Below are 12,767 nucleotides of genomic sequence, written 5' to 3'. Positions count from 1 at the left end.
CTTAAGGTTAATAATTAATGTTGTTCATCTCGATTGGCTTGGAAATGATTGATGGAAATCTCACAACACCTACGTGCAATTTTGTCCTTTGTAGAAACCGCTGAAGCTGGAAGTTTTTCCCAAGCAGCAAAAAAGCTTGGGGTTAGCGCTGCTGCGGTGAGTAAGAATGTTGCCAATCTTGAACAAGTACTTGGCGTCAGATTGATGAATCGCACAACGAGAAAGATCAGTTTGACTGAAGAAGGCACAACGTTTCTCTCGCAGGCCCGAGTGGCTTTAGATGCGTTAGAAAGTGCCGTTGATAGTCTCGCGGTTGGCAAAATGGAAACGAGTGGACACGTCAGAATTTCTACAAGTGCAGCCTTTGGGCGGAATCAGCTTTTACCGGTTTTGCCTGGTTTGTTGACACGATATCCCGCCTTGTCTGTTGAAGTTGATTTTGATGATCGTGTAACAGACCTTGTTAATGATGGCTACGATATTGCGATACGAGGGGGACGAATTGTTGATTCATCGCTTATCTCACGACCAGTTTGTCACTTAAACTTGGCATTGATCGCTTCTCCAGAATATTTATCTCAATATGGCACGCCAAAGTCTCCAGTAGACTTAGCGCAACATAAGTTAATCGCTCGAAGATTCTTGGGCGGAAAAGTTAATCCTTGGGGTTTTAAAGCAAAAGACGGAAGCCTGTCATCTTTTGAGCCAGCCAGCCCTGTATTAACGTTATCGGCGCCAGAAGCACTTGTTGAATCGGCACGGGCGGGACTAGGAATTGCTCAAGTTGGACTCCATCAAGCGCTAAAATATTTTGAAGATGGAAGTCTTAAAGCGTTACTCACAGAACAACATGATGCTGGTAGCTATGAGTTAGTCATTCAGTATCCCCATAGAGCACTGATAGCACCACGAGTAAAGGTAACTGTTGAATATCTGTTAGCCGCATTCAGGCAGGACAAATCACTTCATTTTCCGATTGCGGAACTAAATAAGTATGAATATAAGGCAAACGAATGAGGAAAATTGGAACTGACTAAACGTTAAACAATTGCAAACGTCAAACAATCGTTATCTTACTGATTAAGAAATTAATCAATACCTTTAAATGTCAAGCTTTCAGAGTGAACTGCAGGTAATAAGAACAAAATTGATCCAATTCCTAATCCAGCCGAATAGCATCAGTCATGACATCAATGTCGTTTGTTAACCACTGTGAAGAATTTTAAAGTGATTCATGTCCGTTTTCGAGTGTTTAAAGGGTAGAGATCATAAATCTCTACCCAACTCACTTATGATGAATAAGATCAGTTGGCGTTTGGCGGACGGAACCTCAATTGCTCAACATAAGCAGGTGAAGATGCACACAGATAAGCATTTTCCATTGCTTATTTCATATGACTCTCCGTCATCAGTCCGCGGTTAGTCCCATTGCTGTCCACTTTGAGAGTGGCTTATCACCACCTCAAGCATGCATTGATGATCGCTTGCAAAACTGTGTAGCCGATCCAGTAGTTCATCCGCCAATTCATCCAGCTCTGCCTCAACGGTAGCAACTGGCAATTGCAGTTGGTAATGCTGATCATCAATAATCGTCAATCCACCAAAGGCCTTCAATACAAAGCGTTCTAATTTGAGGCGCACTGTTTTTTCACATGGCGCTTTATCATGAAAGCGCGTTAAGTTCAGTTGGATGTCCAAATTGATCATCGGTGGAGAGATAGCCACATGCGAACCAGACGACTGTAATTGCTCTGCCGTAAACGGGGCACTGACTTCGATGTAGCGCAATGCCGATTGTGCATCGCACCAGCCAACATACTCCATTAATTGCTTCAGCGACCATTGATGCTGCGTGGCCCATGAAGCAAATCCGCGCCGCAATGAATGACTGCTATAAAGATCTGCATTGCTGAGTCCCGCTTTCGCCATAAGCTTACGCATCAACGGCACAATACTGGATGGACGTAAGCTCTCGTGGCTTATTTGCCCCCAACGATTAATGCTGCGAAACACTGGGCCGGTGCTCAATCCCGAGATGGCTAACCATTCTTGGTAAGCTTGGACAGGGCATAGACGTTGTAAGGCAGGCGTACGGTATTCTCGCCCTTGATTGGTACGGTCAGACTTAGAGCGAGGTAAATAAATGATCATCCCTTGCGTCGGGACGAACTCAATATGGTCAATCATCATGCGACACAGCTCATCACCGCGAAAGCCCCGCCAAAAGCCCATAAGTAACAATGCTTTGTCACGAGTTGCGCCTAAGGCGGTTAGTTGATCGTCACTGTGCTGTTCTCGCTCAAGATAGTCACAAATTTGAGCCAACTCATCGATGGCCAGCGGCTTAGCTTGCTTGGTTCTTGCAGGGTGAACCTCGCGGATCCCTTTAAAGACTTTTCTTACCAACGGCGACTTGGTGGGATCAACAAATCCTTGTGACACATGCCATTGTCCTATCGCGGCCAAACGTAGCCGCAACGTACTATGAGATAGTGTGTCGGCATAATGGGCAAGATAGCGGGCGACTTGCTCCGATGTGGTCGGCAGCATACCGCCCCAATCGACTTCGAAGTGCTCAATCGCCGCTTGGTAACTGCGCCGCGTATTGTCCCGTGTGGCCGCTTCAATATAGCGTTCAACTTCATTCATCTTAGTTTATTTCAGTACACCGCTTAGTACACATCAAGGAAATCAGCCTAGCACATTTTTCAAAGGCTGTTTTTTGAACAAAACCCATTACGTACTAACAGAGCCCACCAAATCAAGCATTTTCGTGATAACAATAGATAACTCAGGATTATATACTCTTATAAATTGAATAAAATTTGTGTTTTAAATATTACGTATTATATGTAATTACATGGTACGTACTACAGTATGAATGGTGATAACATGGCACGTGGTGGCATAACTAAAGAAGCGGTTGAACAGGCAAGAAATGCGATACTGTCACGAAGAGAATCAGTATCCATTGACGCTATACGCATTGAACTTGGGAATACCGGTTCAAAAACCACGATCCATCGCTACCTCAAGGAGTTGGAAGAGGCTGAGGGAAAAGCACAGGTCACCACGTCGTTAAGCGAAGAGCTCACTTTTATCATTGAAAAGATGTCGGGGCGATTGCAGCAAGAAGCGAACGAGGTTATTGAGAACGAGCGCGCACAGCATCACGAAGCGCTAAGAGAGAGAGACGAACGCTATGAGCAACTTCGCCAAGAGCTCTTAGAAACTCAGTCTCATCGAGATGAAATAATGACTAAGCTCGACCAACGAGCACATGAATCCAAGGCGCTCCAAGCGAATATTGATACGCAGAAGCTGACGATCGAAAGGCTGACAACGAATGAAGAGGCGATGTTAATACGTCTCGCTGATAAAGAGCAGCTGATAGCCTCATTAGAAGAAAAGCATTCACAGTCACGTTCGGCACTGGAACACTATCGAAATTCAGTTAAAGCGCAGCGAGAACAAGAACTAGGTCGGCATGATTCACAAGTACAGCGGCTTCAACTTGAGATCAAAGAGCTAAGCCAGCAGTCGACCGCGAGACAGTTGGAAAATGCTGCGCTCCAGAAACAATGTGCCAAATTAGAAACACAGCTTGAAGGAACATCGGAGCAACTACAAAAAGCCGAAACCTCATTATCTGCAATGACAGCCGTGAAGTTAGAGTTGGAGACTGATAACCACGCATCTAAGCAGCAGATAACCTCCGTTCAAGAAAGGTATCAACAGGCTACCGCTGAAATTAAGTCGTTAAAAACTGAGCTTGGCGAGCAGGCTGACAAGAACGTGGCGCTCATCTCTAAAGTACATTCGTTGAAATCTGCCGCTAATACGCAGAAAGACATTATGGATAGATGGTTCCTTGAGTTAAAAGAGAACGGTGGTAATAAATAATCGCTCAATATCCAATTATGAGAATTAATTAAGCCCGATTCCGATTTGGTGAACGTTCAGAATGCAGGCCCGTATGGTTAGCTTAGCAGCTTAGCGTACGTTTTCGTTCCATTGGGCTTCAGACCCCGTATTGGTGCGGCGACCGCTAGAGCGCTGGCAGCCGATGGATTTCGTGTATTCATTAACTACGTCAACAGCACAGGCGTTGCCGAGCAACTAGTAGCTGAAATCAGTGAAAATGGTGGCGAAGCCTACGCGATTAAAGCAGACGTGCGTGATGATGCCCAAATCGCGGCGATGTTCGCTGAGATTGACGCGAAGCATGGTGGGGTAGATGTCTTAGTGAACAACGCCAATATGAGCTTTGTTGCTAAACCGTTTATGGATCAAACCTGGGACGAGTTTGCCCAAAAGCTCAATGATGAAATGCACGCCGCCTATGAAACCGCTAAACATGCCACTAAAAGCATGGCGAAGAAGCAATACGGCCGCCTCGTGTTCATCTCTAGCACGCTGTCTGAAGCTCCAGCCCCAGGCTTTATCGCGCACGGCACCGCCAAAGGTGCGCTCGATAGCTTTAACAAATATTTGGCACAAGAACTCGGCCCAATCGGCATCACCTCAAACGTGATCGCTCCTGGATTGGTTGAAACCGACGCAACCAAAGATGCGCCAGCAGAATTTAAAGAGATGATCCGCCAATTCACACCAACGCAAAAAATCGCTACGCCAGCCGATGTGGCCAACGTGGTCAGTTATCTGGTGAGTGAAAAGAGTGGTCATGTGACTGGCACTTACACCCCAGTGTGCGGCGGCGCTTATCTGCCGTAGTCACTGCTGCTGAATATTGGTTTAAAATGCTTGAGCCCCGCAAAATGGCGGGGTTGTTTAAATGAAGTTTTTGGTTGAATAGAGAAGCCGAAATTCAATGCAGTAATCTATCGGGAACATGGTTTCTGCAAAAGACAACACAATTTAATATCTGTAACTATTTAGTCACATTGCAAGAATAAATCTTATCCCTCGATTGTAAAGTTGATTGATATCATCAGTCTTTATCATAACATTAATAGATGTTTTTTAAATATAATAGGTTACGAGTTATCTCGTTTGGCGTTTTCTTTTACGCAGTTTTGTGTGTGCGTTGGGTAAAGATTGGTGTGAAACATTTGGAAAATAAGAATGCCTAGAACATGTTATGACAGTGAGTTTTGTCGTTCAGGCGCAAATGGAAAACTTTACTATGTAAGGTTAAAGACTGATTGCGGAATTTTTTACAAAATTGGATTCACTACGCTCGAATCTGTGGAAGCGCGAATGAGTTACGGTGGTTCTGAAGATTGGAAGTATATTGACAAAGTATTGTTGTTTTTGAATCTATCGGACGCCTTTAACATTGAACAAAGTTTGCATAGTTGCCTTGATAGTAAAAAAGCTTTTGGGCGCTTCAGCGCATCTAAAGACTTTCCGCTTTGCAAAAATGGACAGTCAGAGCTCTATATTGAGGATGTTTTAACTTTAGATTCTGAATATTCCGAGCAGCAAAAACAAGAGACACTATATAAGATTAAAGACAAGCGTTTAAGTATTTTAGGAAAAACTCATGAGCAAGAAAGGCGAGAAGCTATGATTCAAAATATAGTTTTTTGTATATTGATACTACTTTTTGCTCCAATAGGATTTGTAATCAGGATGATTTTTAGCAAATTAGAAGGTGCAGATCTTAAGGAGGAAGCCGCTGATTTTTTTGACCGAATTACAGGGGGCAAAAAATTAGCTGCTCGAGAAGCATCACAATTAAAAGTTAATCTTGAAGAGATAATGAGCAGAATTAGAACGGAATTGAATAATTAGACCTCTAAATTATTTTAAATGCACATCGCCAAATCTCTTGGCTCAAGTGGTCATATTATTGATAACGTTATCCGTTATATGTGAAACCTCAGTTTGCCATCATAACTGCATTTTACACATTGATATTGTAAACAAAAAAGCCTGTAAGACGTTAATCCTACAGGCTTTTCTATTTATGAATTTGGTCGGTGTGAGAGGATTCGAACCTCCGACCCCTGACACCCCATGACAGTGCGCTACCGGGCTGCGCTACACACCGAGATGCGTGATGAATCATCACAAGCGCAATTTCTGAGGCAAGACTTTAGCAAGCGCAGATCATTCACGCAAGCAGCAATTTTCTCATTGAATGTTAACTGCTTAGATAATGTGCGGCGCTGTTTTTTCGCCATTAATGGTTGTATAACCGGCGACCTTCACGCATTACATCGAGCAGCTCAGGGGCACTCATTTTCTTGCGTAAACGTTTGCTGTAGTCTGCGTTGTAAATACGGTATTTGCCATGGCGATCGATCACTGTGATTTCATGCTGCTGATAAATCGCAAATACTCTGTTATCGCCCACATACAACCAAGTGCTGTCGTCAGGTTGCAACAGATGACGGCCTGCGCTGTAGTCGGTGGGGGCGTTGGTGCAGCCAAGCACTTGCGTCATTAATGTGGGCACTATGCCGTAATGGCTGCTGCGGTAATTCACTTCGGCGCTTGGCGTATCTGGCCAATGGATCACTAACGGCACTTTGACGTTGGTCGGCGACAAGTCGTGGCGCGCTTCATCTGAGCTGCTGGTAAACACTTTGCCGTTCACGCCGGCGACTACAATTACGGTATCTTTAGGCAGTGCTTCAATCAGTTGCTTTAACTGTTGATCGATAAAGTTGAGTGACTGACGATATTGATTGAACAGCACTTTTTGCGCGGGTTTCAGCGTCTTATCTGACTTAACCGTTTGCACCCCTAAAAAGCCGACTGGGGTGTCGTAATCTTCTGGTGCTCGCAGGTTCAGCAGTGCGAACCATTGACCCGATTGTTGACGGCGCCACTGGTTAAAACTGTCGATGTTGCGAATGTCGGCCATAGCGCTGCCCAACGATTCATCGGCAATATGCATCTCAAAATCTTTGAAGATGGCATCGGGTTTCGCCGTTTCTAGGTTGGACTGCACGCTAAACATTGCCATTGCGTAGTGTTCTTGCTTAAAGGTTTGGGTCAGCAAGGGCGAGGTGTAATCAAGGTCATCCGAATCCATGTAGCTGCCTTGTAAGCCGTAAAGCAGCGAGAACATGCCGCTATTGAACTGGTTACCGCCACTGTAGTGCTCGGTAAAGTTCATGTTTTGCGCAGCAAATTGATGGAAGAACGGCATGGTTTGCATGTCATCTTGATCGGCTCTAAAGCTGTCAATTGCTACAATCAGCACGTTTGGATGGCGGTTTTGTGGCAGGCGACATTGCAATGGGTTTTGTGGGTAGTTGAGCCGCTTTTGAAATGGTTCGACTACGCTGCTGCTACCGTCAATCCCATGGTTTTCCATAAAGGTTTTGGCGGTGGCAGGATAAGAGATGGGGTACGCATCATCGAAGCGCGTCACCGCGGTGACATCGGCCGCATCAGCCCAGATGTGCACCAGATGACTACTGACAAAGCAGATCCCAATTGCGGCAACCAGCTTGTTGCCCACGTTGCGGCGTTGAATACGGTCGATGCGTTTCCACAGGCCATTGGCCAATATCAGTTCGATAACGAACACCACCAACGGCGTGATAAACACCGAGGCGCCTTGCAGTAGGCTGTTGAGATCGGCAAAGGCAAGGTCAAAGGCAAACGGGCTGAGGTGCATGCCGTATTCACCATAGATCACTGTGTCATACAGCAGTGCACAAATACCTATGGTGGCCACGATTGCGGCGTAACCGCGCAAAATACGGGAGTAGGGCAGTATCAGCGTGACCGGAAACAACAACACCAGATAGACGATAAAGGCCAAAAAGGTGAAATGGCCTAAGGTGGAGATGGCAAGATAGCCCCAACCAATTAGGTTATCGGGAAATCCGACAGTGGCGAGATAGCGCACACCCACCAGCATGGCGAGTAAACCGTTGAAGAAGGCAAACCAGTGGCCCCAGTTTACCAATCTTGATACCTGATCCCTGACGAGTTGCTTTTTACGCTCCACCTTGGATTCCCATGTCGATCTTTTACCCGTTTATCTTAATGTTTTTAAGACAAAAAATGCTATCGATTAGCGCAAAGATTGTGCTAATGCTTTCGAGAATTGCTCGCCGAGCTTCTCTTTTACTTCTGGATTAACACGTGTATTCAACAGGTGTGACACGGTATTACCTAGCACCATCAGGCTTAAATCTGTTGGGGCTTGGTGTTTATCGAGCACTGCTAACAACTCAGCGATCAGTGCTTCAACTTGGGCATTGGTATATTTAGATTGAAGTGCCATAACGAAAAATTTTCACTCATAAACGACTTAGCGGCATATAATACTCGATTTACCACGGACTATCACTAACGCCCATGAGCATTCACGTCGAACAAGCGATTATTCACTCAATTTCTCAGGACAAAGATGGCCAACTATCATGTCGTTTGCGGCCACAGCCGCTGTTAAACGGCTCTGCGGTAGAAGCGATAGTGGCTGAATTGCATCAGATTTACTCAGCGAAAGCCGGTAAAGGTTTCGGATATTTTGGGATCAGCGGTGATGACGGTGAAGCCAACCCAGCGTTTATGGACGCTCTACGCGGTTACACCTTAGGCAAACAAGGGTTTGTCGATTTCTCCGCCATTGCCGGTAAGTTGTTGCAACAAGAGCTGTCGAAATACGATTTCAGTCAAGGCGGTTTTTTGCTGTTGGCTTGCTATACCTATCTGACCAGCGATTACCTGTTTGTGGCCTTGCTGAATGCCAAACCGTCGATGACGGTGCTCGATGATATGGAGTTGAGCCAAAACACCCACTTGGATTTAGCCAATCTGCAACTTGCAGCGCGCATCGATTTGAGCGAATGGCAATCTGAAGAAGAATCGCGCAAGTATATCTCGTTTGTGCGTGGCCGTGCTGGCCGTAAAGTGGCTGACTTCTTCCTCGACTTTATGGGCTGTGTCGAAGGGGTAAATCCTAAAGCGCAAAGTAAACAGTTGATGCAAGCGGTGGAAGACTTTGTCGCCGAAAGCGATATGACCAAAGAGGAACGTCAAACCTGTCGCGAGCGCGTCTTTGAGTATTGCACCGAGCAGATGGATAGCGGCAGCGAAGTGATGCTGAAAGATCTGGCCGATGAGTTAGCGGAATCCGGCATGGACTCTTTCTATGATTTTGCCTCGGGGGGTGACTATGAGCTGGAAGAGGAATTCCCTGCCGATAAAGCCACGCTGCGTCAGTTGAAAAAGTTTTCTGGCACTGGCGGTGGGGTATCGCTGAGTTTTGATGGCACTCATCTGGGCGAGCGGGTGATTTACGACCCTGTCTCTGACACCATTTTGATTAAAGGCGTGCCAGCGAATTTAAAAGATCAGTTAGATCGCCGTTTAAAAGGTGATTAACCCATTGTTAGCTAAATAAAAAAGCGCCGCAAGGCGCTTTTTTTGTGTTCGAGTTAGCTGTTATTTGCGAGCAAATTGCAGCCGTTCACCCAAGCTGTTATCGATAAACTTACAGCCGTCAAACACATGCTTACCGTTGACAAAAGTACCCGCAATTGATGCCGCGAATTGATGCCCAGTAAAAGGTGACCAACCACAGTGATAGCGGATGTTTTCTTTGGTGACGGTAAATGGCGTATCAAGATCCAGCAAGGTCAGATCAGCGATATAGCCTTCACGCAGATAACCACGATTTTTCAGCTCAAAACGTTCAGCCACTGCGTGACTGGTTTTTTGTACGATCTTCTCCAGTGAGAACACGCCCTTTTTATGCAGATCCAACAGGCTTAACAGCGCATGTTGTACCAGTGGCAAACCGGACGGCGCTTTAAAGTAGCTGTCAGCTTGCTTCTCATCCCACGTATGTGGCGCATGGTCGGTGGCAATGATATCGATGATGTCATCATTGACCGCTTGCTGTAGCGCTAACTGATCTTGCAGGGTTTTGACCGCTGGATTGCACTTGATCAAGCTGCCCAAGCTTTGGTAATCGCTGTCGTTGAAGAACAGATGATGCACACAGGCTTCGGCAGTGATGTTAGCGCCTTTTAAGTCCGCCAGTTTTTTACCGGCTTGGAACAGATAGAGTTCATCTGCGGTGGTGAGGTGCAAAATGTGCAGCCGTGATTTGTGCTTGATGGCCAACTCTGCGGCCATTTTGGAAGATTTCAAGCAGGCTTCACGGGAGCGGATTTCACCGTGCAGAGACATTGGCACATGGTCGCCGTACTTTTCACGCATCTTGGCTTCGTTGATCGCGATGGTTGGCGTGTCTTCGCAGTGAGTAGCAATCACTACCGGAGAGTTAGCGAAGATGGCGTTCAGGGTTTCTGGGTTATCGACCAACATGTTGCCGGTTGAGGCACCCATGAAGATTTTCACGCCACAAGCTTGGTTAGGATCAAGGCGTTTGATCTCTTCCAAGTTGTCATTGGTCGCGCCTAAGTAGAAAGCAAAGTTAGCCAGCGAGCTTTGTTGGGCGCGGGCGTACTTATCTTCTAACGCTTGCAAATTGGTGGTTTGCGGATTGACGTTGGGCATCTCCATAAAGCTGGTGATACCACCGGCAACCGCGGCGCGAGATTCACTGGCGATGGTGCCTTTGTTGGGGAAACCAGGTTCACGAAAATGCACCTGATCATCAATCATGCCTGGGATCAAATACTTGCCGTTGGCGTCGACCACTTTGGCGTCGGCTGGAGCAGTAATGCTGGTTGCGATTTGGGCGATACGTCCGTTTTCAATCAGCAAATCTTGGCTGCTGATGGTGCCTTCATTCACCAATTTGGCATTTGTGATAAGGGTTTTCATTAGGGTACCTGTTGAGGTTGTTAAGTTTTGCAGTGACATAGGTATAATAACGGAATATAAGTGGAATTGCTGTCACAGAAAAAATTTGTTTCTGCTGAAACTGTCAATTGCTGCGGCCAGTTTTATCAACGCTGACGTATCGTTAGCGGCCTTTTTTCAACGGGTGGACTGTTTCTCTACTCTGGAGTTTTAATGCAACTTTTCGTTAAAGATCTTACGGTTATCGATTTCTCTTATCTGTGTCCGATTCGGGGCATGGTCGGAGAAAGTTGGATAGTTGATGTGCTGCTTGAAGGCGGTTTAGACCAACAAAATATGGTGTTAGATTTTGGCAAGGTCAAAAAAGTCATCAAGCAAGTGATTGATGATGTGGCTGATCATCGCCTGTTAGTGCCGACTGCCTGCAGTAAAATTCGCTGGCAACAGCAAGGCGAACGGGTATGGATGGATTTTGATAGTCAACGTGGTTCGATTCATCTCGCCTGTCCAACCCAAGCCTTTGCCTTAGTCTCCGCCGAAATCATCGATTTCGAAACCGTGAATGACTTTCTGTTTAAAGCATTGCGCGATGCATTACCTGAAAACGTTGACGGTATCAGCCTAGCGTTACGTAACGAGCTGCTTGATTCACCGTATTACCATTACAGTCACGGGTTGAAAAAACACGATGGCAATTGCCAACGAATTGCTCACGGTCATCGTAGTCCGGTGCAAGTTTTTGAAGACGGCGTCTCGGCGCCAGAATGGGATCGCTACTGGGCAGAGCGCTGGCGTGATATCTACTTAGGCAGTGAAGATGATGTGGTTGCGCTTGACAGTTTGCAGTTGTCGCCACAAACCAAAGCGACGGCTGATTCTCACTATGGGTTTCATTACGAAGCGCCACAAGGCGATTTTCAGTTGGCTATGCCCAAAGCCTGTTGCGACATCATTCCCCATGACACCACTATTGAACTGTTAGCGGACTTTATGGCCAAAACTCTAGCGAACAAGGTGCCGGGCAAGCAGTTTCGGGTGATCGCCTACGAGGGGATTGGCAAAGGCTCGATTGCATCGGGCTATGTTGAACGCGGCTAATGCTGTAGTTGATTGAACATCATTGAAAGGAGTTGTTTTGCGTTTTTGCAGCCATTTCCGCCTGTTGGCGATGATAAATTTACTGTTGTGTTCAATCTGTCTGAACCAAAGTTATGCCGTTGAACGTACCACCTTGAGCGGCGTGATAGAACAAGGCGCCTTGATCCGCGGTAAAACCTTAGCGGGTAGTCGAGTGAGTTTGGATGGTGAAGCGCTGAAAATCACGGCGGACGGTAACTTTGTGTTTGGTTTTGATCGGGACTCGGCTGAGTCACATCAATTGAGCATCAGTTATCCCGATGGTAGCCAAGAGCAACGCGCATTAACTGTGGCCAAACAGGATTACCGCATCTCGCGCATTGAAGGCATCAGCAAAGAAATCATGCAGCCAGATCCTGCGGATGTGGCGCGCGCCAAACTTGATTCACAGATGGTGCGTGAAGCGCGCGACACCTCTAGCGACCTCAAGGCTTTTATGAGTCAGTTTATTTGGCCAGTAACTGGCAGGATCTCCGGCGTTTATGGCAGCCAGCGTATTTATAATGGCGTGGCGGGTAATCCACATTTTGGGGTGGATATCGCCAGACCTACCGGTACTGTGGTGGTTGCTCCAGCTGATGGTGTGGTGACCTTAGCCGTGCCAGATATGTTTTATTCGGGTGGCACCATGGTTATCGATCATGGCTTTGGCGTCAGTTCCTCTTTTCTGCATTTGAGTAAGCTGTATGTCAAACCGGGCAGACAGGTAAAGCAGGGGCAGAAAGTTGCTGAAGTTGGCGCGACAGGCCGAGCCACCGGGCCGCATTTGGATTGGCGCTTAAATTGGTATCAGATGCGGCTAAATCCGCAATCTATCGTGCCAAGTATGGAGTCGGTATTAGCCGTACAGAAAAGTAATGCTAACGCGCAATCGAACGGCAAATAATTTTCGTATGTGGTCAAAGAAGGGCTTTGCTTGTGGCGAA

Annotated in this window: 11 protein-coding genes and 1 tRNA gene; 7 read left to right on the top strand and 5 right to left on the bottom strand. The window is 46.4% G+C overall.

The window, feature by feature from the left end:
• Window positions 1-51: 51 nt before the first annotated feature.
• Window positions 52-1,017, top strand: a complete 966-nt coding sequence (locus JYB87_RS09910) for a LysR family transcriptional regulator (RefSeq protein WP_207353348.1) — start codon at window positions 52-54, stop codon at window positions 1,015-1,017.
• Window positions 1,018-1,419: 402 nt separating this feature from the next.
• Here the strand turns inward: JYB87_RS09910 and JYB87_RS09905 are convergent, their stop codons facing one another.
• A complete protein-coding gene (locus JYB87_RS09905; protein WP_207353347.1) occupies window positions 1,420-2,649 on the bottom strand; it encodes a site-specific integrase in 1,230 nt (409 codons plus the stop codon).
• A 243-nt stretch (window positions 2,650-2,892) separates the two neighbouring features.
• Here JYB87_RS09905 and JYB87_RS09900 point away from each other — a divergent pair, with 243 nt between their 5' ends.
• The 3 genes from JYB87_RS09900 (at window position 2,893) to JYB87_RS09890 (ending at window position 5,757) form a co-directional block, all read left to right on the top strand.
• Window positions 2,893-3,903 (top strand): DNA-binding protein, encoded by a 1,011-nt coding sequence (locus tag JYB87_RS09900; protein ID WP_207353346.1) that lies wholly within the window; start codon window positions 2,893-2,895, stop codon window positions 3,901-3,903.
• 111 nt (window positions 3,904-4,014) lie between these two features.
• Complete coding sequence (locus JYB87_RS09895) at window positions 4,015-4,734, top strand: SDR family oxidoreductase (RefSeq protein ID WP_207353345.1); 720 nt, start codon at window positions 4,015-4,017, stop codon at window positions 4,732-4,734.
• A 486-nt stretch (window positions 4,735-5,220) separates the two neighbouring features.
• On the top strand, window positions 5,221-5,757 hold the full coding sequence (locus JYB87_RS09890) for a hypothetical protein (RefSeq protein ID WP_207353344.1): 537 nt from the start codon (window positions 5,221-5,223) through the stop codon (window positions 5,755-5,757).
• Window positions 5,758-5,939: 182 nt separating this feature from the next.
• Here the strand turns inward: JYB87_RS09890 and JYB87_RS09885 are convergent.
• The 3 genes from JYB87_RS09885 to JYB87_RS09875 all read right to left on the bottom strand — a co-directional run bounded on the left by JYB87_RS09885 (window position 5,940) and on the right by JYB87_RS09875 (window position 8,212).
• Window positions 5,940-6,016, bottom strand: a tRNA-Pro gene (locus tag JYB87_RS09885).
• Between the two features lie 132 nt (window positions 6,017-6,148).
• Complete coding sequence (locus JYB87_RS09880; RefSeq protein ID WP_207353343.1) at window positions 6,149-7,933, bottom strand: DUF3413 domain-containing protein; 1,785 nt, start codon at window positions 7,931-7,933, stop codon at window positions 6,149-6,151.
• Between the two features lie 66 nt (window positions 7,934-7,999).
• Complete coding sequence (locus JYB87_RS09875; RefSeq protein WP_207353342.1) at window positions 8,000-8,212, bottom strand: YejL family protein; 213 nt, start codon at window positions 8,210-8,212, stop codon at window positions 8,000-8,002.
• A 74-nt stretch (window positions 8,213-8,286) separates the two neighbouring features.
• Between JYB87_RS09875 and yejK the strand changes: the two genes are divergently transcribed.
• The gene (gene yejK, locus JYB87_RS09870; protein WP_207353341.1) at window positions 8,287-9,315 is read left to right on the top strand and encodes a nucleoid-associated protein YejK; all 1,029 of its coding nucleotides are present in this window, start codon (window positions 8,287-8,289) and stop codon (window positions 9,313-9,315) included.
• Window positions 9,316-9,375: 60 nt separating this feature from the next.
• Here the strand turns inward: yejK and JYB87_RS09865 are convergent, their stop codons facing one another.
• On the bottom strand, window positions 9,376-10,725 hold the full coding sequence (locus tag JYB87_RS09865) for a dihydroorotase (protein ID WP_207353340.1): 1,350 nt from the start codon (window positions 10,723-10,725) through the stop codon (window positions 9,376-9,378).
• 192 nt (window positions 10,726-10,917) lie between these two features.
• Between JYB87_RS09865 and JYB87_RS09860 the strand changes: the two genes are divergently transcribed.
• Both JYB87_RS09860 and JYB87_RS09855 read left to right on the top strand, forming a co-directional pair.
• Window positions 10,918-11,802, top strand: a complete 885-nt coding sequence (locus tag JYB87_RS09860) for a 6-pyruvoyl trahydropterin synthase family protein (protein ID WP_207353339.1) — start codon at window positions 10,918-10,920, stop codon at window positions 11,800-11,802.
• A gap of 70 nt (window positions 11,803-11,872) precedes the next feature.
• On the top strand, window positions 11,873-12,727 hold the full coding sequence (locus tag JYB87_RS09855; protein WP_207356655.1) for a M23 family metallopeptidase: 855 nt from the start codon (window positions 11,873-11,875) through the stop codon (window positions 12,725-12,727).
• Window positions 12,728-12,767: the final 40 nt, after the last annotated feature.

It is taken from the genome of Shewanella avicenniae, from assembly GCF_017354945.1.
Classification (GTDB): Bacteria; Pseudomonadota; Gammaproteobacteria; order Enterobacterales; family Shewanellaceae; genus Shewanella; species Shewanella avicenniae.
The sequence above is the reverse complement of the archived record's forward strand: the minus strand, read 5'-3'. Positions and strand labels throughout refer to the sequence as shown.

Coding starts and splice junctions, on each gene's coding strand:
- JYB87_RS09910 (WP_207353348.1), top strand. CDS start 52: ATGGAAATCTCACAACACCTACGTGCAATTTTGTCCTTTGTAGAAACC.
- JYB87_RS09905 (WP_207353347.1), bottom strand. CDS start 2,649: ATGAATGAAGTTGAACGCTATATTGAAGCGGCCACACGGGACAATACG.
- JYB87_RS09900 (WP_207353346.1), top strand. CDS start 2,893: ATGGCACGTGGTGGCATAACTAAAGAAGCGGTTGAACAGGCAAGAAAT.
- JYB87_RS09890 (WP_207353344.1), top strand. CDS start 5,221: ATGAGTTACGGTGGTTCTGAAGATTGGAAGTATATTGACAAAGTATTG.
- JYB87_RS09875 (WP_207353342.1), bottom strand. CDS start 8,212: ATGGCACTTCAATCTAAATATACCAATGCCCAAGTTGAAGCACTGATC.
- yejK (WP_207353341.1), top strand. CDS start 8,287: ATGAGCATTCACGTCGAACAAGCGATTATTCACTCAATTTCTCAGGAC.
- JYB87_RS09865 (WP_207353340.1), bottom strand. CDS start 10,725: ATGAAAACCCTTATCACAAATGCCAAATTGGTGAATGAAGGCACCATC.
- JYB87_RS09860 (WP_207353339.1), top strand. CDS start 10,918: ATGCAACTTTTCGTTAAAGATCTTACGGTTATCGATTTCTCTTATCTG.
- JYB87_RS09855 (WP_207356655.1), top strand. CDS start 11,873: ATGATAAATTTACTGTTGTGTTCAATCTGTCTGAACCAAAGTTATGCC.